The organism is Streptomyces sp. NPDC050988 (assembly GCF_044456225.1).
GTDB lineage: Bacteria > Actinomycetota > Actinomycetes > Streptomycetales > Streptomycetaceae > Streptomyces.
This window is the reverse complement of the sequence record NZ_JBITFQ010000004.1, coordinates 89,033-112,418: the sequence shown is the minus strand read 5'-3', so window position 1 is coordinate 112,418 and position 23,386 is coordinate 89,033. Positions and strand designations below refer to the sequence as shown.

Below are 23,386 nucleotides of genomic sequence, written 5' to 3'. Positions count from 1 at the left end.
GCTACTGGGTATGACGACTCGGCTGTCGGCCGTCCGACCGCCGACGCGGTCGAAAATCGGTCGCCACCCGGACCCGGCCGACCCCACGTTGTACGCCGTGGAAGAACCGCACCGCCGGATCCGTGCGGTGCAATCGAAATCCACAATCACCGTCTACCAGGCGCACGCTCCAGAAATCGGCCTGCCCGCCGTCCACGAGAACCACTTTCCCGCCGCGTGAAAGCGTGACCGCATGACGTGGGTCATCAAACGGCGTTCACAGACCTGTGTCGCCATGTGACCCGGGCCGGTGCCCCCAGTTGTGCCCTGATCGCCGGTCAGGGGCGCAGGTGGGCCAGGAGTTCTGCGCCGGCGGGGTATCCCCGCTCCTGGGGTAGCAGTCGGGCAACTGAGTCCAGTTCGCCGTCCCTGACGAGTGCGTGGATCTGGTTGGCGAGCGGGGTCACGTCGCTGATGGACACGATCCACTCGTCCGCGTAACGCGACGATGCCTCACCCGAGAGCCCCAGTTGCAGCGAGCGGTGTGGCAGGGGACGCAGGTGCAGATCGCGTTCGGGATCCCACTGAACACGGGCCGGTGCGCGCTTGAGGTCACGCTGCCAGGTGCCGCGATCGGGATGCAGTCCGCGAACGTAACTCGACAGGCAGGCATGGCGCAGCGCCCAGTCGAATCCGTCGCGAATGATCTCGACGGCGAGGACTGTCTCCTGACCCCCGGCAGGCCTCAGGCAGTCGGCACGGCTTGACTTGAGTCTTCAAGCCGCGTTCAAAGCCTTATGAGGAAACCAGCGCGTTCGCGGAATCTGAAGGCTGCCTTGGCGGGAACACGCTGGCGGGGTGTGGGTTCTGCATTGGGGTGCCACGCGGGCTCGCCGCGAGTGAATATCGACGTGCGGCTCCGCCGCGTGGGCCCGCCGCAAGCGCCTGCTCCCACCTCCACCCGCGTCCACCCGCGTCCACCCAAGTCCGCCCGCGTCCGGGAACGCCACGTCCCCGCCCCGCGTTGGCACGAGCATGACGACGAATGCGCCAGGGCCCGAGGTACTGCGATACACCGCCTTCTCCAGCGACCCCGACGGCGGAAACCCTGCCGGTGTCATTCTGGACGCCACCGCCCTGGACGACAGCGACATGCTGGCCATCGCCGCCGACCTCGGATACTCGGAGTCCGCGTTCCTGACCGCGCCCCCGGAGAGCCTCGGCGGCCGGGAGGGGCGGGCGTACAGCATCCGTTACTTCAGCCCCAAGGCCGAGGTGCCGTTCTGCGGGCACGCCACCGTCGCGACCGCGGTCGCGCTCGCCGAGCGGATGGGCCCCGGGGAGCTGGTGTTCGCGACGCGCGCCGGCACCGTGCCGGTGGAGGTGGCCGAGGAGGGCGGGACGCTGCGGGCCACGCTCACCAGTGTCGAACCGCACATCGAGGAGATCGCCGACGCCGACCTCGCGGAGGCGCTCGCCGCGCTCGACTGGCCCGCCGCCGATCTCGACCCGGCCTTCCTGCCCCGTATCGCCTTCGCCGGCGCCCGCCATCTCGTTCTCGCGGCGGCGACGCGCGCCCGCCTTGCAGATCTCGCGTACGACTTCGCGCGCCTCGAAGCCCTCATGCACCGCTTGGACCTGACCACGATCCAGTTGGTGTGGCGGGAGTCGGCCACCATCTTCCATGTCCGTGACCCCTTCCCCGTCGGCGGCGTCGTCGAGGACCCGGCGACCGGCGCCGCGGCCGCCGCGTTCGGTGCGTACGCGCGTGAGCTTGGCCTGGTCCCCGAGGACGCCGTCCTCACCCTGCATCAGGGCGAGGACCTGGGCCGCCCTGGTGAGCTCACGGTGACGCTGCACGCGGGAGACCCGCGCGTCCGTGTCGGCGGCACAGGAACTCGCATCAGCTGAAGCGCCGGCCATGACGGCAGTGCAGGATTTGCTGTCGAACACCGGGATGGTTCACCGGACCGGCACTACCGGTGTGTGCTGAGCGAGAAGGCCCAAGTAGCCCAAGTAGCAACGGTCTTCGCTGACTTCACTTCAGGTGAGGCCGCATGGAGCCTGGCTCGGCGCTGCGCCGTTCGCAGCAGGTGAGGAAGAGTCGGCCGCCCAGTCGGGGCGTCCGTCGAATCGTCTGCGGCAGTTGGCCCACCGAGGGGTGATGCCGTCTTCATCATGACAGCTCGGAGGCCGTTTCCGTAGGACCAACGGCACAGCTCAGTCGCCTTGTTCGGCCCTCGTCCGGCCCTCAGAATCGCCGGCATGGATCACACCGAGAAGGTCGATCAGGATGCGGTGCTGCGCGCACGAACGACGCTGCTCGGATCGGGCAGACCGAGCATCGGTCAACAGGTCGAGGCGTACCGGGTGCTTTCGGCGGTGAGTCCGCTGACCTACCTGCCGAGGCTGACGGAGGCACTGCTCTCCTACGCATACGCGCCAGAGGTCCGGGACCGGCCGGACGTGCGACTGGCACGTCACGCCGAGGCGGCTGCCGCGGCACGGCGCATCGAAGCCGGCGAACACAACAGGACCGAGTTGCTCGTACGTGCTCTGTCCCCGTACCGGCACGAGCTCTATGCAGCCGGACGACGGGCAGAGGGCTTCGCCGTATGTGAGGAGATGGCCGCGGCCGGGCGGTGGGGTTTCGCACACGGCCAGGTGTCGAGTCCCATGTACGGGCACAGGCCGCTGACGACCGTACTGGCCGAGGACGGGCGTCACCGGGAGGCCGCGGAACTCTGGGGGAAGCCGGTACGAACCGCTCTCTCGGACAGTTCGACGGAGGTCTCCTTCTGGGATCTGCTCGCGTGGGCGGCCGAACTGGATGCCGCCGGATGCCACGACGCGGCGATGGATGCCTTTGCTGACAACGTGCGCGTCACCCGCGCCGAAGTCGATGAGGACCGCTCCTCGTTGGCCATCCTGATATGGCAACTGGTCCATCAGGCCGGGATGCTGGACACCGCCGGGCAACGCGTCGAGGCCCGGGCCGCCCGAGAGGACGCCCTTGCCTTTCTGTCCGAGCTGGACAAGACCGGAGAGCGCAAGAGCTGGAGCAACATCCTGACGTGGTGGGTCACCCTGTTTGCCTTGTCGGGCCGGTCGGCGGAACCCGTGGCGCTTCCGGGGTCCCCGGCGCCTCCGTTCGGCTTCCCGTTCCACGACTGGTCACCCGACGTCAAGCAGGCCTACGCCGACGGCCTGCCCACCCTCGAAGAACAGGCGGCAGGCCTGAGAGACGCGGCCCGGACAGAACCGTACGGACATCTTCCCGAAGCGGTGGCCCTGCACCGAAGGCTCACCATCCGTTCGGCCGTTTGCCGGGAGAACCGCGGCCACCGCATCCTGAAGCCACTCCGCCCGCTCTTCGATGAAGGCGTGGCACTCGCACGCGGCTTGGCCGACATGGCAGGCACGGAGCAGAGCCTGGAAGCGTTGGGACAGGCCTTGACCGACCGTTCCATGTTCCTTGTCGCCGCCAAACAGTACGGCGAGGCCTACGACGACTATCTCGAAGTCCTCAACTTGCTGGGCTGACGCGTCACATGAGCGGCGTGCGCGGGCAGAGCGCGGGCAGAGCGCGTTCAATGAGTCGGAGAACGGGCAGGCCCCGGCGACCAGTCATGTAGACACTCCGTTGTGGCCAGAGGACATGGGCAGTCCGTACGGCTACCCCTGCGAGCTGGAGCGGCTGCCGATCACCCCGGCGCTCCGGACCGAGCTGGCCAGGCTGTCCGAGCGGTATCAGTCGTCGATCGACTGGGACTATCCGCCGAATCCGTCGCCGTGGTCCGACGAGGAACATCAGCTCTTCAAGCAGCAGGCGCACGCAGCGTTGAGGCTCTGAGGCGCGAGTTGGGTGCAGGCTGGACAGTTCGGGACGAGAGCCTTCTCTGAAGAGGGCAGAGTCTCCACGCGAGTTGCCTGGAACCCTGGCCCCGGAACGGGCTGTGAGCGCGGCTTGGCGTGGGTCAAGCCGTCGTTCCTCTGGACGATGTACCGCTTGGGACCCCGAGCGTGATCCGCACCCGCAACCCTTGGCGTACCGCTCGCTCCAACTCGGGCTCTGCGGTGAGGCCGTGCAGCGTTACGCGGACGAGTGGACGGTCGGGATCGCAAGAGCGACCTCGCCGACACGTGCCGCTGCTGCGGGCCTGGAACGGGGCGTGGGCCGCTTCGGACAGAAGCTGAATCTCACGTTCCCCTCAGCCTTTTCGCTGGGATCTTGTTTGTCTGAGGTGCACGCTACAAGATCGGGTGACCTCGGGCGGGGGCCGCACGACCGGTTGTCCCCACTCGTCTGACCAGGGGGAACCGTCATACGAATTTCAAGAGCGGCATCGCTGCTGATGGGCCCGAGTCTCGCGATGGGAGCGCTGGCGCTTGCAGTTGCCTGCACGTCCGATCAGAGGACGGACGTCGCACGTACTCCGGGGCCTGCTGCTCCCGGCACAACGGCAGCCGCCGTTTCTCCCCGCCCTGAACAGGACTCGAGACCGAACACGGACTCGGACCCTGACCCCGCCCCTGCCCCTGCCCCTGCCCCTGCCCCGGGCTCCCTGAAGTCCCCACCCGCATTGGACGACTCCGAGACCGTCGCCGGTCGTCAGGGTGAAACCCGTGGTAGCGGCACTTTCGAGTTCAGTGAGGGTGAGAGGGGTGTTGCCCTGATCGTCGCCGTTCGGTGCCAGGGCGAAGGGGAGATCGAGGTCTCCGTAGAGCCGGTGAACGTCGGCTTCCCGCTGGAATGCGTCGACGGCGAAGCAAGCGCCACCACAAGCACCATCTACCACCAGATCAACGTCGCGGGAGCGGAGAAGAAGGGCACCGTCTCGGTTCTGGCGTCCTCGTCGGTGCGGTGGTCCATGACGATCGGCCGCGGCGAGCCCGAGCAAGCAGAAGCGCCTGAGCCGCCGGGCGAGACGGAGTAGGGCCGTCCTCGTCACTCCGGCTCCCGCCCCAACTCCCGTTACCAGCGGAGTCGGAGAACGTTTGCCGTTCGCCCCTCACATCCCGCCTGCCCTCACATCCCGCCTGCCCTCGGAGCCGCCCGCTCCGGCAGGCCCATGTCGGCAGCCATGACCGCGGCTGCTCGCCCGGGGTCAGTCGCCCGCCGTCACCGCCTTGAGTTCGTTGAGCGACTCGCGCAGGAAGTCGGCCAGCGGGCGTTCCCCGTTGTCACCGACCCAGCGTTCGTAGCCGACCTTGAAGACGGTTATGCCGGCCTCCGCGGTGAGGGTCGCGGCCGGGTCCTTGACGCCGCGGCGGCGGAGTGTGGCGGCGAGAGCCGCGGACAGGGACGCGAGCTTGATCAGCTCCCGCTCGCGCAGTTCCGCGTTGGCCACGATGACGGCCTGGCGCTGCCGGGAGTGCTCGTGGCGCTCCAGGAAGAGGGCGGCGACGGCCTCCAGCGTCGTGGCCATCGCGTCGATCGGCAGGGCCGTGTCCGGGGTGCCGGCGAGGGCGTCCACGAAGAACTCCTCCAACCGGCTCGAACCCCCGAAGAGCACCTCGCGCTTGTCGGCGTAGTGCCGGAAGAACGTCCGCTCGGTCAGCCCCGCACGCTCGGCGATCTGCGCCGCGGTCGTCTGCTCGTACCCGCGCTCGCTGTAGAGGTCCAGCGCCGCCTTCTCAAGCCGCCCGCGCGCGTCCGGCTGCCATCGACTCATACCCCTGATCGTACGCGATGACAGTCACTGACATCAGGTGCTACGGTTGATGTCAGTCACTGACATCGGCTCGTTGGCCGCATGGCCCGTGCATCGCGTGCGCCGCGTGCGTTCCGCGCATCCCGTGCGCTGCATGCGTTCCGTGCGTTCCGTGCGCTGCGTGCGTTCCCCGCGCTCGTAGCCCGGGCTCCCGCGGCCAGGACGGTCGACCTACCCGGAGGTTCTCCTCATGCGTGTGTTCGTCACCGGCGCGTCCGGCTGGATCGGTTCAGCCGTTGTTCCGGAACTCATCGGCGCCGGTCACCAGGTCGTCGGGCTCGCCCGCTCGGACGCCTCGGCCGCCGCTCTCGCCGAGGCCGGCGCCGAGGTGCGCCGCGGTACGCTCGACGATCTCGACACCCTGCGGGACGCGGCCGCCGAGTCCGACGGCGTGATCCACCTCGCCTTCAAGCACGACATCGCGTTCAGCGGCGGCTTCGAGGACGCGGCCGACGCGGACCGGCGCGCCATCGACACGTTCGGCGAGGCGCTCGCCGGTTCCGACCGCCCGTTTCTCATCGCGTCCGGGACGCTCGGGCTCGCGCCTGGGCAGGTCGCCACCGAGCAGGACGGTCAGGCGTCCGGCCGGACCGGCGGCCACTTGGCCGCCGGTCCCGTCAAGCGGCTGGCCAACGCGCACGCCACGGCCGCCCTCGCGGACCGCGGCGTCCGCTCGTCCGTCGTACGGCTTCCTCCGACGGTGCACGGCGACGGGGACCACGGCTTCCTCGCCACCGTGGTGGCCGTCGCCCGCGAGAAGGGCGTCTCGGGCTACATCGGCGACGGGACCAACCGCTGGCCCGCCGTGCACCGGTCCGACGCCGCGCACCTCTTCCGCCTCGCACTGGAGAACGCTCCGGCCGGCTCCACGCTGCACGCGATCGCGGACCAGGGCGTGCCGATACGTGCCGTCGCCGAGGTGATCGGGCGGCACCTCGGCGTGCCCGCGTCCTCGGTCTCCCCCGACGACGCGGCCGGGCACTTCACCTGGCTGGCCGCCTTCCTCGCCATGGACAGCCCCGTCTCCAGCGCGTACACCCGCGAACTGCTGGGGTGGCAGCCGACCGGGCCCGGGCTCCTGGACGACCTCGACAAGGGCCACTACTTCGCCACCCCGTCCGTCTGACCACCCGCAGGGTCCGGCCCCGTGGTGTCTGACGACCGGCCCCGCCATCGGCCGGCACAGCGGCCGATCCACCGTACGTACAGAGGGAGTTGGAGGGAGCTGGAGGGAGTCGGAGGGAGTCGGAGGGAGCAGACGATTTCTATACTGATCGAATGATCACCGTTCCGCTCAGCGCGCTCGAAGTGGCCATGGTTCAGACGGGTACTCCGCCCGAGGACACGTTGCGAGACACGACCGAGTTCGCCCGACGCGTCGAGGAACTCGGTTATCTGCGGCTCTGGTACGCCGAGCATCATCATTCCCCGGCCATCGGAGCGTTCCCGCCCGTCGTACTGACCACCCACGCGGCCGCGTTGACGGCGTCCATCCGTCTCGGCTCCGGGGGCGTCCTCGCTCCGAACCACGCCCCGATCATGCTGGCGGAGCAGTTCGGCACGCTGGCCGCGCTGCACGGGGGCCGGATCGACCTGGGCATCGGCCGGGGCCCGGGGACCTTCGACGAATCCACGGCGCGGGCCCTGCGCCGCGGGGCCGGTCCGACGACGGACGACGAATACCGCGACGACGTGTCATCGACACTGCGGCTCCTGGTGGACGAGGTCGGGCTGGACCCGCTCCCGGAGCCATGGCTGCTCTCCTCCAGCACGGCCGGTGCCGCGCTCGCCGCGGGACTCGGACTGCCGATCGCCTTCGCCCATCACATCCGTCCCGACAACACCCTGGCCGCGCTCGCCCACTACCGCGAGCACTTCTCCCCGTCCCGCTGGTGCGCGAGCCCGCGCGTGCTGGTCTGCGTGGAAACGGTGTGCGCCGAGACGGACGAGGAGGCGGCCCGACTCGTCGGCCCGATGGACGTCATCAAGGCCGGACTCCTCAAGGGGCAGGGCGGCATCCCCTTCCCCACGCCCGAAGAGGCCGCGGCCCACTCGTTCACCGCGGACGAGGCGCGGATGTTGGCAGGCTTCCGCGCCCATCAGGCACAGGGGTCGCCCGAGACCGTCTCGAAGCAGCTGACGGACCTGGTCGACCTGACCGGCGCCGACGAACTCATGCTCGTAACTCCCGTCTACGCACTGGCCGACCGGCTGCGGTCGTACGAACTCGTCAAGCAGCACGTCATGACGCCGACGACGACGGCCTAGCCCCGGCCTGACCCCGCGATGGTGGTCGGCCATCAAGGACGTCCACCGCCCACCCCGTCGCCTGGGGCAGGAAGACGTGCTCCGCCGCGTACGCCGCCATGCGGGCGTTCCGTGCCTGGGCCTCGGGGCCGTCCGGGAGGTGGAAGTCGTCGCCCGCGCGCGCTGAGTTGGCCTGCATGCTGGTGGCGGTGGCCAGGCGGCGGCGTACGTACCGGTCGAGAGCGTCGGGTACGTCGGCGGGGGTCGCACCCGTGAGGGCGTCGCCGAGTACGGCCGCGTCCATGATCGCCTGCGCCGCGCCCTGGGCCTGGAACGGGACCATCGCGTGGGCGCTGTCGCCGAGCAGGGTCACCCGGCCGATGTTCCACCGCGCGAGCGGCACCCGTGTATGGATGCCGTAGCGGAACACCTGGCCCGCGCGTTCGAGGACGTCGAGCACCCGGGAGTCCCAGCCCTCGAACTCGCGCAGCTGCTCGCCCGGTTCCGCCCGCGCGGTCCACGACTCCGTCGCAGTCGCAGTCGCAGCCTCCGCCTCGGCCGTGAAGACGGCCACGACGTTGAGCAGTTCCCCACGACGCACCCAGTAGTGGACGAAGTGCCGGCCCGGACCGAGCCAGATACCGAGGTCGGGCAGACCCAGATCGGCCACTTCGTCGGCCGGGAGCAGCGCGCGGTAGGCGACGGTCCTGGAGAAGACGGCCTCGTCCGCGCCGAAGAGCCACTGGCGGGCCGCCGACCGGATGCCGTCGGCGGCCACGACCAGGTCCGCCCGCAGGCGCTCACCGCTCGCCGTGGTCACGGAGGCGGACTCGTCGTCCTGGTCGATGCCCACGACAACGGTGTTCAGACGCACCGACGAGGGCGGCACCGCCGCGGCCAGGGCCTGGTGCAGATCGGCCCGGTGGAGCAGCAGGTAGGGCGCCCCGAACGCGTCCTCGGCCTCCCGCCCCAGCGCGTAACGGCAGATCTCGGACCCGTCGGACCAGGTGCGGAAGCTCACGTGGGAGGGGCGGGCGGCCTGTGCGGCGACCGCGTCGAGGAGGTCCAGCCGGCGCAGCAGACGCGTGGCGTTGGGCGCGAGCTGGATCCCGGCACCGATCTCGGTGAACCGCGCCGCCTGCTCGACCAGCGTGACCTCATGACCGGCCCGGCGCAGGCTCAACGTCGCCGCCAGTCCCCCGATACCCGCACCCACGACGACCGCTCGCATGCCAAGCCCCCATGAAGACCGCTCAACCGCCACGACCTCACGCCGACATTTCAGCACTTCGGCACTTCGACACGATCACGCACCCAAGCGCCCGGAGCACCCAGCCGTCGGCCCGGGCAGGCTATCGAACACAACTCCAGGGCCGTACGGGGCATTTCGGCCCACGTTGTGCCAGGCGGACGCAGCCGCCGCCCGCAACAGCTTCGAGTGGGCAATGCGTCACTCGTGCCTCACAGGGCTGTGTCGAGGGGCTGTTGTGTGCCGCCAGGACGGCGGCCGAAGAACGCTGTTGACGTCCGGTCGGGTGTCACGTGTGGTGGCGCTCCGTCATGATGCTGGCACTACAACGGCATGCCAGCAGGGGGCAGAGCGTGCAACACAAACGCCATGCGAGGCTGGGCGCGGCAGCGGCCGGGGCCTTGGCGCTCGTAACTGTCCTGCTGGGGCCGGTGACGAACTACGCGAGCGAATCCGTTCCCGGCTGGGCGCGCAGCCCATGGGTGGCCTGGTGCGTCTTCGCGCTGCTCGCGCTGCTCGGCACAGCCTTGGGTCTGGCGAGCAGACGCCTCGATCTGGAGGCGCCGGTTTCCAGTCAACTGCTTCAGGTCGACGCGACCGCCGCGACCGGGCTGAGCTCACTTCGGGCTCCGCACGTCGTACCGGCTCTGGTGCGGGGCCGCGAGCCGGAACTGGCCGTCCTCACCCGCCTGTTACGGAATCCCGCAGACCGTTTCGCCGTGCTCTGCGGGGTGGGCGGCATCGGAAAGACCACCGTGGCCGCGACTCTGTGCGCCCAGGCGAAGAGCGCCGGATACACGGTGTTCTGGGTCCGGTGGCGCGATCACGTCGATCTGGCGAAGTACCTCACCCAGGTCGCCCTCGCATGCGGCCTGCCGCTGAGCGCACTGGAAAGGGCTCACGCGGGTCACGAGAACCTGCCCGACACGGTGTGGCAGCAACTGGCCCGTACCCGCAAGTGGCTGATGGTCATCGACGACGCGGACGAGACGAGCAGGATAGGCCCGGAGCCGGAGAAGGTACGGAACTACCGAGGCTGGATCCGCCCCGAGGGCGGGGGGCTCCTGCTCGTGACGAGTCGGGACACCAGCACGGATACGTGGGGACCGTGTGCCGAGGTCCTACGACTCGCACCGCTGACCGTCCACGCAGCCGCGCAGGTCCTCGCGGACGCGGCCCCCAGAGCGGGAACGCTACGAGAGGCCGAGGCGCTGGCCACTCGCCTGGGCGGCCTGCCACTGGCTCTGCACTCGACGAGCGCCTACCTCACCAGGCCCACGAGCCGGTACCAGACATTCATGGCGTACCGCGGCGCCCTGCTGGACGACATGCACTCGCTTCTCGGGGCGGAAGACCCCAACGCCGCCGACCCCGAGGTGGCCCGGCAGGCCGTACGCCACACCTGGGAACTCTCGCTGGACCAACTGAGCAACGAAGGGCACTCGCTGGCACGCCCCTTGCTGCGGCTGCTCGCTCTCTTCGCGGAGGCTCCGGTGCCCCTGTCTCTCGTCACACCGGGTCTGCTGGAGTCCGCTCTTCGAGCGACAGTCACTCAGGGAAGCCTGGACGCCGCGCTTGCCGGCCTGAACCGCTACGGGCTCCTGGGTATCCCCGATGCCTCGGCGACGAGCGGCAACGCCCGCACGATCACGCTGGATCCCCTGGTCCGCCAGATCAACATCATCGCCCTGACCGAGGAGACCGCCGATGTCACTCGTTGGCATTCTGCCGTCGCGCAACATCTCACCGACGCCGTGACGGACATCCGCGCGAGCGGACGGTCCGGCTGGGCGGTGGCGCGCGTACTCGCCCTCCACATCCCTCTCCTGCTGCATCAGGACAGTCAGCTCCCGCTCGGCGACGCCCGCCGTCTGGTGCACGCTCTCGCCGATCTGCTGAAGGAAGCCGGTCTGAATGCCGAGCGGCTCGCTCTGCGTCAGATCATGCTGAACGTCGACAACCGGGTTCAGGGGCCCGAACACCGCGACACCCTCACCAGTCGCGACAACCTGGCCGGCGCGCTGTACGACCTCGGGGACTACAGGCAGGCCGCAGAGCTTCACCGCCAGACCCTCGACATCCGCCGACGCACCTTGGGACCCGAGCACCCCGACACCCTCACCAGCCACGGCAGCCTGGCAGCGGCCCTCGCCGCCCTGGACCGGCCCACAGGACCGGCGACGTAGGGCAGCGAACCCGACACGCCACAGACCCGACCCGCGGCCTCGGCACAGACGACACGCCACAGACTCGACACAAACGCGGCACAGACCCGGCCCAACACACACACTCGGCCACCTTCGCGCGCCCCGCCAACTACGCTGCTTCTCGATTCAACTACCAGGCCGCGACGTGCTGTTGGAGCGGCGAGGCCGATCCCTGGGGTGCAGCTTTCATGAAGAACCTTCAGCCTTCGGATCCGTCGTCCATCGGCGGCTACCCGCTTTTGAACCGGCTCGGAGCGGGAGGCATGGGGCAGGTGTTCCTGTCCCGTACGCCGTCCGGGCGTCTGCTGGCGCTGAAGACGATCCGCGAGGATCTCAGCAGTGATCCGGGGTTCGAGGAGCGGTTCGCGCGCGAGATACGCAACAGCGACCGGGTGCGCTCGCCGTGGACCGTGACCGTCGTGGACTACAGCCCGCCGGGCCAGCGTCCGCAGTGGCTGGCCACCGAGTACGTACCGGCGCCGTCGCTCGACGAATGGGTCGGGCGGCACGGCCCGCTGCCGGAGGCCGCGGTCCTCTCGCTCGCCGCCGAACTGTGCGGCGCGCTGCAGTCGGTGCACCAGGCCGACCTCACGCACCGGGACGTGAAGCCGGGCAACGTCCTGCTGGCACGCGACCGCCCGCGGCTGATCGACTTCGGCATCGCGCGGGCCGCCGACGACCCCCGGCACACCCAGGTCGGCGGAGTTCTCGGTTCGCCCGGTTTCCTCGCGCCGGACCAGGCCGTCGGTGGCGTGCCTGCCGAACCCGCCGACGTGTTCTCGCTGGCCGCGGTCCTGGTGTACGCCGCCACCGGCCACGGCCCGTTCGCGCGCCCGCAGGAGAACGTGGCCATGGCCGCGCTGGTCTACCGGGCCGTCCACGAGGCGCCCGACCTCCAAGGCGTTCCGCCGGCCATGGTCCCCGTACTCGCCTCATGTCTGGCCAAGGCCCCGGGTGACCGCCCGACCGCGGCCGAGCTGGGCAAGCGCCTGGAGCAGCTCGGTGCCCGTACCGGCAACTGGCCGGACGTCCGCCCTCCCGCCCTCGCCACCGAACTGACGGCGCACGAGCAGCCGACGCACACCCTCGTCGACCCCGGGCCCGACCTCCCGCCCGACCTCCCGCCCGACCTGCTGCCCGGCTCACAGACCCACGTGCAGCCCCACCCCGCGTACCACCCTCATCCCCACCCCTCCATGGCTCCCGGCCCCGGGCACCCGGCCGCCGGGCAGACGCAGGACGGCACCGTCCTGGCCGTCCCGGGCGGCCCGCCCGAAAGACGGCGGCGCCCCCTCTGGCTGGTCGTCGCCGTCGCCGCGGCGTCCGCCGTCGCCGTGACCGCCGTCTCGGTCGCCGCGTACGTCGGTATGCGCGGCTCCGGTTCGGGTTCCGATGCGTCGGACGGCTCCTCCGGCGGCGCGAAGACACGGCCCTCGGCGTCGGCCGGGGCCACGAAGCCGGTGAACCCGGCGAGCCCGGTACGCAGAACCCTTGAGGCCGTGTACGACCTGGGCGTCGGAGAGTCCGTGCAGACCGCCAAGACGAAGCTGGTCATGCAGCGGGACGGCAACCTCGTGATCACCGACAAGAAGGACCGCCCCCTCTGGGCCGCCGCGACATCCGGCACCGGCAACACCGCCCGCTTCCAGGACGACGGCAATCTGGTGGTCCACAACAGCGCCGGGAAACCCGTGTGGGCCTCGCAGACGTCCGGCCATCCGGGAGCGGTCCTGGTCATCCAGGCCGACGGCAACGTCGTGATCAAGTCCGGCGAGACCGTGCTGTGGGCGGCGAAGACCGTCCACTAGCCGACAGTCAACGACTGTTGGCCAACAGCCGTCGACCCAACCGCCGACCGGCCCACCGAGCGCCGAGCGCCGAGCCTCCGACGTCACCTGCGCGCGGCCCCGGAAGTGGCCACTCCGGAACGCAGGATAAGGTAAGCCTTGCCTTATAGATCGAAAAATCGGAGAGAGTCGTGCGCACATCGGGACTGAACGCCGTCCTGGCAGTGACCGTGGTCGGCGGACTGATGGCCGGATGCGCGTCGTCGGAGAGCGACAAGAGCAGCGAGGGCGGCGCGGGCGGCGGCAAGGGCGCCCGCAACCCCGTCGCGGGCGCCTCCGAGGGCCCCTCCGCCGCCCCCAGCGCCCTCGCCGACGGCATGGGCACGAAGGCAGCAGACGGCGAATTCCCCCGTACCGTCAGCCACTTCAAGGGCAAGACGGAGATCGCGGCCGCGCCGAAGCGGATAGCCGTGCTCAGCACCGGGCAGCTCGACGACGTACTCACCCTCGGGGTCACACCGACCGCCACCACCCGCGCCGACAACGCCGGACTCGTACCGGACTACCTCGCCGACGCCTTCCCCCAGTACAAGAAGCAGCTCGCGAAGATGACCGACGCGGGGACGCGGGCCGCGCCCAACCTCGAGACGCTGGCCACCGCCAAGCCCGACCTCATCCTCGCCAACGACTCGCTCGGCGACCTCTACCCCAAGCTGTCGAAGATCGCCCCGACCGTGATCACCGCGGGCAACGGCATCAACTGGAAGCGGGACCTGCTGCTGGTCGGCGACGCCGTCGGCAAGGGCGAGCAGGCGCAGAAGCTCCTCGACGAGCACGCGGACGAGGCCGCCGCCGCGGGCAAGAAGGTCGACGGGAAGAACACCGCCGTGTCCATGCTGCGGTTCACGCCCGACCGGACCCGGATGTTCGGCGTCTCCTCCTTCACCGGTTCGATCGCCGTCGACATGGGGATCGGACGGCCCAAGTCCCAGCGGTTCAACGCCATTTCGGAGGACATCGGCGCCGAGAGCATCGATGTGGCGGACGGCGACTGGATCTTCTACTCCGTGCAGGGCGCGCAGGACAAGACCGACGCCGGGAGCGTCCTCGCGGGGCCGCTCTGGAAGTCGATGAAGGCCGTCGAGGCCGGGCACGCCGTGAAGGTCGACGACGACCCCTGGTACCTCAACGCGGGCCCCACGGCGGCCGACCTGGTCGTGAAGCAGCTCACCGAGTCACTCGCCAAGTAGGTCCGCGAGCACGTGACCACGCGCACCGCGACCGTACGCACCCCTCGCGCCTCCGTACGCACGTCCCGCGCCTCCGTACGCGCCTTCTGGCTGGCGGTCGCCGTCCTCCTCACCCTCGTCGCGGTGGCCCTCAGCCTCGCCGTCGGCACCCGGCAGGTGCCGCTGTCCGCCGTGCTCGACGCGCTGCTGCACGGCGGCGGCTCACGGGACGCGCTGGTCGTACGGTCGCTGCGGCTGCCCCGGACCGCCGTCGGGCTCACCGCGGGGGCCGCGCTCGGGGTCGCGGGGGCGGCGCTGCAGGCCGTCACCCGCAATCCGCTGGCCGATCCGGGGATCCTCGGGCTGAGCCAGGGTGCCGCGGCCGGCGTGGTGTTCGCGATCACGGGCGGACTGGCGAACGGTTTCGGCGGCTACGTCTGGTTCGCCTTCGTGGGCGCGGTCGTCGCCGCCTGTCTGGTGTACGCCGTCGCCTCGCGCGGCCGGGGCGGCGCCTCGCCCGTCAAGCTCGCGCTCGCCGGAACCGCGTTGTCCGCGATGGTCGGCGGGGCCACCACCGTGGTCCTGACGTCGAGTTCGGCGACGCTCGACCAGTTCAGGTTCTGGCAGGTGGGCGCGCTCAGCGGACGCGACGCGGGAACGGTCGGGCAGATGCTGCCCTTCCTCGTCGCGGGCGCGCTGCTGGTGCTCGGCTGCGCCCGCGGCCTGGACGCGCTCGCCCTCGGCGACGACACCGCGCGTGCGCTGGGGCACAAGGTCCAGCTCGTACGGGTCTGCGCGGCGCTCGGCGCCACCGTCCTGACCGCCGCCGCGGTGGCCGCCGCCGGGCCGATCGCCTTCATCGGCCTCGCCGTACCGCACCTGGCCCGCCGCCTCGTCACGGGCGGCCACCGCTGGACCCTGCCGCTCTCCGCCCTGCTCGGGGCGGCCCTGCTGCTCGCGGCGGACGTCGCGGGACGGGTGGTCCGCGCCCCCGCGGAGGTACCGGCCGGGGTGATGACGGCCCTCGTGGGCGTACCGGTCCTGGTCGTTCTCATACGCCGGAAGGGGGCGGCTTCGTGACAACGGCATCCCCGCACGCGTCCAAGCAGGCGACACCCTCAGGGCCGTCCCTGTCCCCGGACCCCACCTATCCCCACTCGGCGGGCCTCTCGGTCCTCCGCCGCCGCTCCTTCTCGCTGCTCCTGCACCGCCGCTCGGCAGCAGTGGTCGCCGTACTGCTGCTCCTCCTGGCAGGCGTGATGGTGCTCGCGGCGTGCGTCGGGCAGACGTACGTGTCGCCGGGCGAGGTCTGGCGGGTCCTGCGCGGCCACGGCGGCCCGTACGACCTGATCGTCGGGGAGCTGCGGGTCCCGCGGATCGTGCTCGGCGCGCTGGTCGGCGCCGCGTACGGGCTCTCCGGGGCGCTCGTGCAGACCGTGACGCGCAACCCGCTGGCCAGCCCGGACGTCATCGGCGTCGGGCACGGGGCGGCGGCCGCGACGGTCCTGGCGCTCGCCACCGGCACGGTCGCCTCCCCCGGCGCGCTCCCGGCGGTCTCCGTCGCGGGCGGTCTAGGTGCGGCGGCGCTCGTGTACGTACTGGCCTGGCGGCACGGCATGCAGCCCAGCCGGTTCGTGCTGACCGGGGTCGGCATCGGGGTGGCCCTCTCCGCGGTCGTCCAGCTGTACCTCACGGAGAGCGAGCTGGGCGCGGCCGAGCAGGTCAAGCTGTGGCTGACCGGCAGCCTCAACGGCCGCGGCTGGGACCAGGCGGGACCCCTCACCTGGATCCTTCTCCTCTCCCTGCCCGCCCTGGTGTGGGCGAACCGGGCCCTGCGACCGCTCGGCCTCGACGCCGACACGGCCGCCGCGCTGGGCGTCCGCGTACACCGGACCCAGCTCGCCCTGACCGTCCTGGGCGTGATCCTCGCGGCAACCGCGACGGGAGCGGCGGGCCCCATCGGCTTCGTAGCCCTGACGGCCCCCCAACTGGCCCGCCGCCTGACCCGCACCCCCCAACTCCCGCTGGCGGCATCGGCGTTGACGGGTTCGGTGATCCTGGTAGCGGCCGACGTGGCGGCCCGCACGCTGATGCCCCCACTGGAAATCCCGGTGGGGGCACTGACGGCCTTGGTGGGCGGCCCGTACTTGCTGTGGCTGCTCGCCGGCGGCCCTAGAGGACAGGGGCGCAGCCCCGTCCTTTAGGGGCGCGGGGAACTGCGCGACAAGCCACAACGAACCCGCAGCCAAACAAGCACCCAGCGGAGCTAGATCGTCGCAACGTCGATCACAAACCGGTACCGCACATCACTGCTCAGCACCCGCTCATACGCCTCGTTGATCTCACTCGCACTGATCAGCTCGATCTCCGCCCCGAGCCCGTGCTCGGCACAGAAGTCCAGCATCTCCTGGGTCTCCTGAATGCCACCGATCCCGGACCCGGCAAGGGTCTTACGGCCACCGATCACCGAGAAGAGGTTCAGGGAGACGGGCTCCTCGGGCGCGCCCACGTTCACGAAGGCGCCGTCCGTCTTGAGAAGGGACAGGAAGGTGTCCAGGCCCAGCGGGGCGGACACCGTCGACAGGATCAGGTCGAAGGAACCGCGCAGTTCCTGGAAGGTCTCCGGGTCGCTGGTCGCGTAGTAGTGGTCGGCGCCCAGCTTCAACCCGTCGTCCTTCTTGCGCAGGGACTGCGAGAGAACGGTCACCTCGGCGCCGAGGGCGTGCGCGATCTTGACGCCCATGTGGCCGAGACCGCCCATGCCGACGACGGCGACCTTCTTGCCGGGGCCGGCGTTCCAGTGCTTGAGCGGGGAGTACGTGGTGATGCCGGCGCACAGCAGCGGCGCGGCCTCGTCGAGGGCCAGGCCCTCGGGGATACGGACGGTGAAGGCCTCGTCGACGACGATGTGCGTCGAGTAGCCGCCGTAGGTGGGCTCGCCGTCCTTGCCGACGGCGTTGTACGTGCCGACGTTGCCCTGGGTGCAGTACTGCTCCAGGCCCGCCCTGCAGTTCTCGCACTCGCGGCAGGAGTCGACCATGCAGCCCACGCCCACGCGGTCGCCGACCGCGAACCTGGTGACACCCGTGCCGACCTCGGTGACGATGCCGGCGATCTCGTGGCCGGGGACCATCGGGAAGATGGCCTCGCCCCAGCCCTCGCGGGCCTGGTGGATGTCGGAGTGACAGATGCCGGCGAACTTGATCTCGATCAGAACGTCGTGCTCGCCGACCGGGCGACGCTCGATGGTCGTGCGCTCCAGCGGAGCCTTGGCGGCGGGAGCGGCGTATGCGGCGACAGTGGTCATGCCGGGGGTTCTCCTAAGGAGGGATTCCGCGCCCGGCCTGCCTTCCGGCCGGGCACGGCGTCCAGCCTGCTCCTCGTCCGGGAAGTCACCCAGACCACGGCTTTGCGTACGTTCGCTGGTCCTACTACTGATGGGGGCAGGTTCGTATGCGTACGACCGTGAATACTGGACGTATGGATGAACAGCCCTCTCAGGAGCCCGCCGGGCAGCCGGGACAGGCAGGGCAGGCTGGGCAGGAGCCGGGGCGGCCGCTGGACCGGCGTGCCGAGCTGAGCGAGTTCCTGCGCACGCGCCGGGCCCGGCTGAAGCCGGAGGACGTGGGGCTGCCGGACTTCGGGCGGCATCGCCGGGTGCCCGGGCTGCGCCGCGAGGAGCTGGCGCAGCTGGCCGGGGTGTCCGTGGCGTACTACACGCGGCTTGAGCAGGGCAACGGGCGGAACGTGTCCGCGGAGGTGCTCGACTCGATCGCGCGCGCCCTGCGGCTGACCGGTGCCGAGCACGCGCATCTCACGCATCTCGCGAAGCCGAAGCAGCACAAGAAGAAGCCGTCGGTCCGGCCGCAGCAGGTGCGGGTCGCTCTGCGGGAGCTGATCGACACGTTCGACGGGGTGCCCGCGTATGTCGTGGGGCGGCGGTCGGAGATTCTCGTCTGGAACCGGATGGCCGCGGCCGTCTTCGGGGACTGGTCGGAGGTGCCGCCGCAGGAGCGGAACTGGGCGCGGATGGTGTTTCTCAAGCCCGAGTATCGCGAGCTGTTCGTGGAGTGGGATCAGAAGGCGTCCGACATCGTGAGTTTGCTGCGGATGGACGCGGGGTGCCATCCCGACGATCCGCGCCTCTCCGCCCTGGTGGGCGAGTTGTCCGTGAAGAGCGAGGAGTTCCGTCGGCTCTGGGCGACGCACGACGTCAAGGAGAAGAGTCACGGCGTCAAGCGCCTGCACCACCCGCTCGTCGGTGAACTGACCCTCTCCTTCGAGTCCTTCCGCCTCGTCGACGACGACGAACAGTCAATGATCACCTACCACGCCGAACCGGGATCGCCCTCCGCCGACGCCCTCCGCCTCCTGGCGAGCTGGGGCAGGGACGCGACCCGCGCGGGCACGTCGACGCCGCAGGCGTAGGTTTTTCGCCCCCGCCGCCCCTACCCATTCCCGTCCTTCTGGGGCTCCGCCCCAGGCCCCGTGGGGTGTGTTTTCGGGTGCGGGCCGGTGGGGGCTTGTCGCGCAGTTCCCCGCGCCCCTAAACACCTAGGGGCGCGGGGAACTGCGCAATCTTTTGCGGGGGTTCGGGGGCGGAGCCCCCGAGTAGTGACGGGAATGGGTAGGGGCGGCGGGGGCGAAAAAAAACGGGCCGGACGTCAGCCCTGGTACGGCGGAGCCGAACCCCACGTCCACCTGGGAACCGGCTGCTCCGCCGGAGGCACCACGTCGGGGCCGGAGAAATACACGGCAAGCCGAGTCCCCCACTCCGCGTACGCCACGAACGCGGAGCGGAACTCGGCGTCGGAGGGCAGCCCCGCATCGTCCGCCGCGTCCTGAAGGAGGTTCACCCACCGCCTCCGCTGCACCTCGGTGATCCCCTTCCCGAGATGCTTCGCGACCATGTGCCCGTGCCCACCCTGCGTCTCGGAGTACCCGGCCGGCTCCCCGAACACCTCCCCGAGCCATAGCGCGACATGCGAGGCGTGCTCGGGAGCGAGGCCCTCGAAGACGGGCGCCAGGACGTCGTCCTTGAGGACCTTGTCGTAGAAGACCTCGGTGAGCCGGTCGAAGGCCTCGGCACCTCCCGCCCACACGTACAACGTGGGCACGGATGCCCCCGTCCCCCGTACCGTCGTCGGTTTGTAGTGCCGCATCTCCTCGATGGAGCTGATGTACGGCCGGATCTCGGCGAGGAACTCCTCGAAGAGCTCGGACTTGCGGAAGCCCTCGATGTGGTCCTCGGTGGAGGTCCAGGTGATGCGGAGCACGAAGTGCTCGAAGTCCTCCTCGCAGCGCGCCAGTTCGTAGTCGACACACTGCGGGGCCGCGGCGAGCTGGGTGGCGGCCCGGGTGTAGGCGGCAAGGAACTCCGCCGACTGCTGCTCGGGAATGCGGTACCGGATGTACTCAACGGTGTGCGCTGTCATACCCCCACACAAACACGGACGGCCCGCGGAAGCTTCACTTCCGTCGGGCCGTTCGCGTCAGTCAGCGTTCAGCGAACCACGGGACCAGGACCATGGATCAGGGACCATGGATCAGGGATCAGCCTTGAGGACCGCCCCGAGGAGCGGCCCCGCCGGCTCACTTCCCGTAGTACGCGTTGTAGATCGAGATCGTCGACTTGTTGTTCTTCTTGTCGGTGATCTTCGCGTGGAACGAGATGCCCTTGCCCTTGGCCGGGTTCGTCACGCCGATCTTTCCGTTCTTGACGGTGACCTTCTTCCAGGTCTGGCCGTAGTCGTACGACACGTACACCGACAGCGACTTGAGGTTCTTGCCGGCGGCCGAACCCTGGACGGTCACCGGGATGGAGACCTTCTTGTCGGCCGGTGCTTTGCTGTCCAGTCCGACGGCCGCGTTGAAGCGGACCGAGGAGGTGGGCAGCGAGGCGCTGGTGACCTTCTTGGAGCGGAAGGTCCAGCTTGCGTCGATGCGGGTGGAGGCCGCGGCGACCTTGACGCTCCGCTTGACCGAGGTGGTCAGCTTGTACGAGGCGTCACCGGCCGGGACCTTGAAGACTCCCTCGCCGAACAGCGGGTCGGCGTTCGAGCCGACCTTGGTGCCGTTGCGGTAGAGAGTCGTGGTGACCGCGGAGAAGAGCGAGGAGCCGGCGTGGGTCTTGCCGTCGGCGAACAGCGGCAGGTAGCCGTAGATCTCGTTGCCGTCGCGCTGGATGCCGAAGCCGGAGCCGACGCGCGGACCGAAGACCGCCGTGTTGTAGGTCTTCTCGTAGCTCTTGCCCGCCTTGAAGGTCTGGGCGCTGCCGAGCGTGTAGAAGACCTCGGTGATCGGGAAGCCGTCCGGGTCGATCCCGCCGTGCTGCTCGAAGTCCTGCTCCCACTTCACGCCGCCCGCGGTGGTCACGTGCACCTTCCGCGTGCTGGGCAGCGTCTGCGCGACACCGATCGAGGAGGCGCTGGAGCTGCCGGGCAGCCAGCCGATGGTGTTGACCGCGCCCTTCTTGCCACTCGTCGAGGCGCCCAGGCCGACCTTCAGGGTGGCCAGTTCGCTCGCCTTGTAGTGCTTGGTGTATCCGGTGGCGAGCTTCTTCACCTTGCCGCCCGCGACGGTGTTGTACTCCTCACCGTCCTTGGCCCAGTGGCCGCCCCACTGCTGGAACAGCGAACCGTCGGTGATCTCCGCACCGGCGTGCGCGGTACGGAAGTTGGCGTACGTGTCCAGCCACCAGCCGAACCCGTAGCTGCTGTTGCCCACGTCCACCGTGTAGTCCGGCGACGCGAACTCCGACTTGGCGGCCGTGTCGGGCACGGTGATGTCCACCGGCTTCGCGGTCCGCGCGTCCACCGTGATCGTGGTGTTCTTGGTGATGCTCAGCTTCGGCTGGGCCACCCAGTCGGCACCCTTGGTGAAGTCCTCCGGGTCGGCGAAGAACGCCGAGTTGAGGATGAATCCGCCCTTGGGCACCCGGACCTTGACCGTGCCGGACTCGTCGTACGGCGAGAACCACTTCTCCGCGGCCAGACCGGAGACACCGGTCAGGCTGGCGTCGTAGTACTTCGCCGGGTTGCCGTCACGGTCGATCATCTTGAGCTTGACGTCGTACGACTCCACCTCCCGCTGCACCGCAGCCGCCGTGCGCACGCTCTGGCCGCCGCCGGTCGCGGTCACGTACGCGGAGTAGGCGCCGTCGAGCGTGCCGCCCAGCTTGGTGTTGACCGTGAGGTCGACGGAGGCCGTGCCGCCGCCCGCCGGGACAGTCACCGTCTTGGCGCCGAGGGTGAAGAAGCCGGCCGGTGCGGCCTGGCCCTTCGGGTTGGTGGCGGTCGCGGAGAGGCTCAGCGTGACGTCGGTCGTGCCGAGGTTCTTGTACGTGATCTTCTCGGTGACCGGGGTGTCGTCGGTGTGCGGCCACTGCTGGATGCCGAAGCTCACGGACGACGGATCGGCGATCACGGTCTGCTTGATGGCCTTGTCGACCTGGATGCGGCCCGAACCCTGCTGGAACGGCGTGTACTTGCCGCCCTTGGCGGAGCCGGTCAGCGCGGCCTTGAGCTCGGTGTACTTCCAGTCCGGGTGCTGCTGCTTGAGGATCGCGGCGGCGCCCGCGACATGCGGGGTCGCCATCGACGTACCCGAGATGGTGACGTAGCCGGCGGGGTTCTCGCCGACCTCCTGGGCGATGATGCTGCCCTTGGCCGAGGCTGCGGTGGTGTCCACGCCGGGTGCGGTCACGTCGGGCTTGATGGCGCCGTCGAGGCCGGGTCCGGTGCTGGAGAAGTCGGCCAGCTTGTCGCTGTCGTCGACGGCGCCTACGGTGAGCGCCGCCGCCGCGCTGCCCGGGGAGCCGACCGTCTGCTCGCCGAACTGGCCGGAGTTGCCGGCGGCTATCGCGAAGAGGATGCCCTTCTCCTCGGACAGCTTGTTGACCTGGGCCTCCAGCGGGTCCACCTCGGGGGTGTCGCCGCCGCCCAGGCTGAGGTTCACGACGTCGGCGCCCTGCTCGGCCGCCCAGTCCATGCCGGCGAGGATGCCGGAGTCGTCACCGAAGCCGTTGTCGTCGAGGACCTTGCCGTTGAGGAGCTGGGCGCCCGGTGCGACGCCCTTGTACTTGCCCGCGGACTTGGCGCCCGTACCGGCCGCGATGGACGCGACGTGCGTGCCGTGGCCGTACTTGTCGGTCGCGTCCGGAGCGGCGGAGAAGTTCTTCTCGGCGACGACCTGGTCCTTGAGGTCCGGGTGGGTCGTGTCGACACCCGTGTCGAGGACGGCGATCTTGACGCCCTTGCCGTCGAACCCGGCTGCCCAGGCCTTGTCGGCGCCGATCTGCTTGACGGACTTGTCGAGGCTGGCCTTGCGGACGCCGTCGAGCCACACATGGGCGATGCCGGAGGCGGTGCGCGCGTTGCCGCCCTGTGCGTCGGTGACCGCTGCCCAGAGGTCGGTCGCGTCGGCCTTCGGCGTCAGGACGGCGTCCGCGTTCAGCGACTTGAGGGTCCGGCGGACCTTGGTGTCACCGGCGTCACGCACGTCGGCCTTGGCCGCCGCTGCCGCGCCGCGGTAGCCGACGATCAGCTTGAGGCCCTGCTTCTGGGCCTTGCGGTTGGCCGACTTGTTGAGCTCGGTGACGTCGAAGAGCCGCTGGTCGAGCTTGCCGGAGGCGATCAGCCGGGCGGCGTCGGCCGGCACGACGAGCGTGTGGCCGCCGGCCGTGCGGATCTGGACGGGTATCCCCTCGCGGCCCTTGGCCCGCTCCAGGCCGACGACGCGGCCCTTGGCGTCGACGACCACACGGTCGCCGGTGATCAGGGTGACGCGGTGCTTGGGCGTGGTCGGCACGGCCGAGTCGGCGGCCGTGGGCCTGGCCTCCGCAGACGCCGGGCTGGTCATGCCCGCCGCCAGGGCCACGGCTGCCGCCGCGGCGATCGTGGCCACGCACGCTCTTTTCACTTGTCTGCGCAAGTCTCCCCCTGGAGATGCAGGTCCGGGATGAATCCCCGTTCAT

The 23,386-nt window shown here is 70.0% G+C and carries 19 protein-coding genes and 1 pseudogene; 14 read left to right on the top strand and 6 right to left on the bottom strand.

Going from position 1 to position 23,386, the window contains the following annotated elements:
• Positions 1-10: 10 nt before the first annotated feature.
• Positions 11-220, top strand: coding sequence for a hypothetical protein (locus tag ACIBEI_RS11700; protein ID WP_398887586.1), 210 nt, complete (start codon positions 11-13; stop codon positions 218-220).
• Between the two features lie 97 nt (positions 221-317).
• On the opposite strand, the pseudogene ACIBEI_RS11695 reads toward ACIBEI_RS11700, so the two are convergent.
• Positions 318-713, bottom strand: a pseudogene (locus tag ACIBEI_RS11695) (DUF4291 family protein); the annotation flags it as partial.
• A 301-nt stretch (positions 714-1,014) separates the two neighbouring features.
• On the opposite strand from ACIBEI_RS11695, the gene ACIBEI_RS11690 reads away from it, so the two are divergent.
• The 5 genes from ACIBEI_RS11690 to ACIBEI_RS11670 all read left to right on the top strand — a co-directional run bounded on the left by ACIBEI_RS11690 (position 1,015) and on the right by ACIBEI_RS11670 (position 4,916).
• A complete protein-coding gene (locus ACIBEI_RS11690; protein ID WP_398887584.1) occupies positions 1,015-1,890 on the top strand; it encodes a PhzF family phenazine biosynthesis protein in 876 nt (291 codons plus the stop codon).
• A 354-nt stretch (positions 1,891-2,244) separates the two neighbouring features.
• A complete protein-coding gene (locus tag ACIBEI_RS11685; protein WP_398887582.1) occupies positions 2,245-3,522 on the top strand; it encodes a hypothetical protein in 1,278 nt (425 codons plus the stop codon).
• A 115-nt stretch (positions 3,523-3,637) separates the two neighbouring features.
• A complete protein-coding gene (locus tag ACIBEI_RS11680) occupies positions 3,638-3,832 on the top strand; it encodes a hypothetical protein (RefSeq protein WP_398887580.1) in 195 nt (64 codons plus the stop codon).
• A gap of 103 nt (positions 3,833-3,935) precedes the next feature.
• Complete coding sequence (locus ACIBEI_RS11675; RefSeq protein WP_398887578.1) at positions 3,936-4,289, top strand: DUF4291 family protein; 354 nt, start codon at positions 3,936-3,938, stop codon at positions 4,287-4,289.
• A 273-nt stretch (positions 4,290-4,562) separates the two neighbouring features.
• The gene (locus ACIBEI_RS11670; RefSeq protein ID WP_398887576.1) at positions 4,563-4,916 is read left to right on the top strand and encodes a hypothetical protein; all 354 of its coding nucleotides are present in this window, start codon (positions 4,563-4,565) and stop codon (positions 4,914-4,916) included.
• 171 nt (positions 4,917-5,087) lie between these two features.
• On the opposite strand, the gene ACIBEI_RS11665 is transcribed toward ACIBEI_RS11670, so the two are convergent.
• A complete protein-coding gene (locus tag ACIBEI_RS11665) occupies positions 5,088-5,654 on the bottom strand; it encodes a TetR/AcrR family transcriptional regulator (protein WP_398887574.1) in 567 nt (188 codons plus the stop codon).
• A gap of 229 nt (positions 5,655-5,883) precedes the next feature.
• On the opposite strand from ACIBEI_RS11665, the gene ACIBEI_RS11660 reads away from it, so the two are divergent.
• Both ACIBEI_RS11660 and ACIBEI_RS11655 read left to right on the top strand, forming a co-directional pair.
• Entirely contained in the window at positions 5,884-6,819 is a 936-nt protein-coding gene (locus ACIBEI_RS11660) for an SDR family oxidoreductase (protein WP_398887572.1), read from the top strand.
• A gap of 152 nt (positions 6,820-6,971) precedes the next feature.
• A complete protein-coding gene (locus tag ACIBEI_RS11655) occupies positions 6,972-7,961 on the top strand; it encodes an LLM class flavin-dependent oxidoreductase (RefSeq protein WP_398887570.1) in 990 nt (329 codons plus the stop codon).
• Here ACIBEI_RS11655 and ACIBEI_RS11650 read toward each other — a convergent pair.
• Positions 7,936-9,171: an FAD-dependent monooxygenase gene (locus tag ACIBEI_RS11650; protein WP_398887568.1), complete on the bottom strand. Its 1,236-nt coding sequence runs from the start codon at positions 9,169-9,171 to the stop codon at positions 7,936-7,938. The genes ACIBEI_RS11655 and ACIBEI_RS11650 overlap by 26 nt on opposite strands.
• A gap of 371 nt (positions 9,172-9,542) precedes the next feature.
• Between ACIBEI_RS11650 and ACIBEI_RS11645 the strand changes: the two genes are divergently transcribed.
• The 5 genes from ACIBEI_RS11645 (at position 9,543) to ACIBEI_RS11625 (ending at position 16,616) form a co-directional block, all read left to right on the top strand.
• Positions 9,543-11,375 carry a tetratricopeptide repeat protein gene (locus ACIBEI_RS11645; RefSeq protein ID WP_398887566.1) on the top strand — a complete coding sequence of 611 codons (1,833 nt, stop codon included), beginning with the start codon at positions 9,543-9,545 and terminating at the stop codon, positions 11,373-11,375.
• A gap of 209 nt (positions 11,376-11,584) precedes the next feature.
• Complete coding sequence (locus ACIBEI_RS11640; protein ID WP_398887564.1) at positions 11,585-13,204, top strand: protein kinase; 1,620 nt, start codon at positions 11,585-11,587, stop codon at positions 13,202-13,204.
• Between the two features lie 170 nt (positions 13,205-13,374).
• Positions 13,375-14,433 carry an ABC transporter substrate-binding protein gene (locus ACIBEI_RS11635; RefSeq protein WP_398887562.1) on the top strand — a complete coding sequence of 353 codons (1,059 nt, stop codon included), beginning with the start codon at positions 13,375-13,377 and terminating at the stop codon, positions 14,431-14,433.
• Between the two features lie 90 nt (positions 14,434-14,523).
• Complete coding sequence (locus ACIBEI_RS11630; protein ID WP_398888306.1) at positions 14,524-15,492, top strand: FecCD family ABC transporter permease; 969 nt, start codon at positions 14,524-14,526, stop codon at positions 15,490-15,492.
• A 50-nt stretch (positions 15,493-15,542) separates the two neighbouring features.
• On the top strand, positions 15,543-16,616 hold the full coding sequence (locus ACIBEI_RS11625; protein ID WP_398888304.1) for a FecCD family ABC transporter permease: 1,074 nt from the start codon (positions 15,543-15,545) through the stop codon (positions 16,614-16,616).
• A gap of 62 nt (positions 16,617-16,678) precedes the next feature.
• On the opposite strand, the gene ACIBEI_RS11620 is transcribed toward ACIBEI_RS11625, so the two are convergent.
• Positions 16,679-17,719 (bottom strand): NAD(P)-dependent alcohol dehydrogenase, encoded by a 1,041-nt coding sequence (locus ACIBEI_RS11620; RefSeq protein WP_398887559.1) that lies wholly within the window; start codon positions 17,717-17,719, stop codon positions 16,679-16,681.
• 173 nt (positions 17,720-17,892) lie between these two features.
• Between ACIBEI_RS11620 and ACIBEI_RS11615 the strand changes: the two genes are divergently transcribed.
• Complete coding sequence (locus tag ACIBEI_RS11615; RefSeq protein ID WP_398887557.1) at positions 17,893-18,840, top strand: helix-turn-helix transcriptional regulator; 948 nt, start codon at positions 17,893-17,895, stop codon at positions 18,838-18,840.
• 236 nt (positions 18,841-19,076) lie between these two features.
• On the opposite strand, the gene ACIBEI_RS11610 is transcribed toward ACIBEI_RS11615, so the two are convergent.
• Together ACIBEI_RS11610 and ACIBEI_RS11605 are read right to left on the bottom strand one after the other, a co-directional pair.
• A complete protein-coding gene (locus ACIBEI_RS11610) occupies positions 19,077-19,847 on the bottom strand; it encodes a group II truncated hemoglobin (protein WP_398887555.1) in 771 nt (256 codons plus the stop codon).
• Positions 19,848-20,004: 157 nt separating this feature from the next.
• Complete coding sequence (locus ACIBEI_RS11605) at positions 20,005-23,271, bottom strand: S8 family peptidase (protein ID WP_398888302.1); 3,267 nt, start codon at positions 23,269-23,271, stop codon at positions 20,005-20,007.
• Between the last annotated feature and the right edge of the window lie 115 nt (positions 23,272-23,386).

What these genes read in the sequence shown, in the direction of transcription:
- ACIBEI_RS11700 (WP_398887586.1), top strand. Translation starts at nt 11, where the DNA reads ATGACGACTCGGCTGTCGGCCGTCCGACCGCCGACGCGGTCGAAAATC.
- ACIBEI_RS11690 (WP_398887584.1), top strand. Translation starts at nt 1,015, where the DNA reads ATGACGACGAATGCGCCAGGGCCCGAGGTACTGCGATACACCGCCTTC.
- ACIBEI_RS11685 (WP_398887582.1), top strand. Translation starts at nt 2,245, where the DNA reads ATGGATCACACCGAGAAGGTCGATCAGGATGCGGTGCTGCGCGCACGA.
- ACIBEI_RS11680 (WP_398887580.1), top strand. Translation starts at nt 3,638, where the DNA reads ATGGGCAGTCCGTACGGCTACCCCTGCGAGCTGGAGCGGCTGCCGATC.
- ACIBEI_RS11665 (WP_398887574.1), bottom strand. Translation starts at nt 5,654, where the DNA reads ATGAGTCGATGGCAGCCGGACGCGCGCGGGCGGCTTGAGAAGGCGGCG.
- ACIBEI_RS11660 (WP_398887572.1), top strand. Translation starts at nt 5,884, where the DNA reads ATGCGTGTGTTCGTCACCGGCGCGTCCGGCTGGATCGGTTCAGCCGTT.
- ACIBEI_RS11655 (WP_398887570.1), top strand. Translation starts at nt 6,972, where the DNA reads ATGATCACCGTTCCGCTCAGCGCGCTCGAAGTGGCCATGGTTCAGACG.
- ACIBEI_RS11650 (WP_398887568.1), bottom strand. Translation starts at nt 9,171, where the DNA reads ATGCGAGCGGTCGTCGTGGGTGCGGGTATCGGGGGACTGGCGGCGACG.
- ACIBEI_RS11640 (WP_398887564.1), top strand. Translation starts at nt 11,585, where the DNA reads ATGAAGAACCTTCAGCCTTCGGATCCGTCGTCCATCGGCGGCTACCCG.
- ACIBEI_RS11620 (WP_398887559.1), bottom strand. Translation starts at nt 17,719, where the DNA reads ATGACCACTGTCGCCGCATACGCCGCTCCCGCCGCCAAGGCTCCGCTG.
- ACIBEI_RS11615 (WP_398887557.1), top strand. Translation starts at nt 17,893, where the DNA reads ATGGATGAACAGCCCTCTCAGGAGCCCGCCGGGCAGCCGGGACAGGCA.
- ACIBEI_RS11610 (WP_398887555.1), bottom strand. Translation starts at nt 19,847, where the DNA reads ATGACAGCGCACACCGTTGAGTACATCCGGTACCGCATTCCCGAGCAG.
- ACIBEI_RS11605 (WP_398888302.1), bottom strand. Translation starts at nt 23,271, where the DNA reads ATGACCAGCCCGGCGTCTGCGGAGGCCAGGCCCACGGCCGCCGACTCG.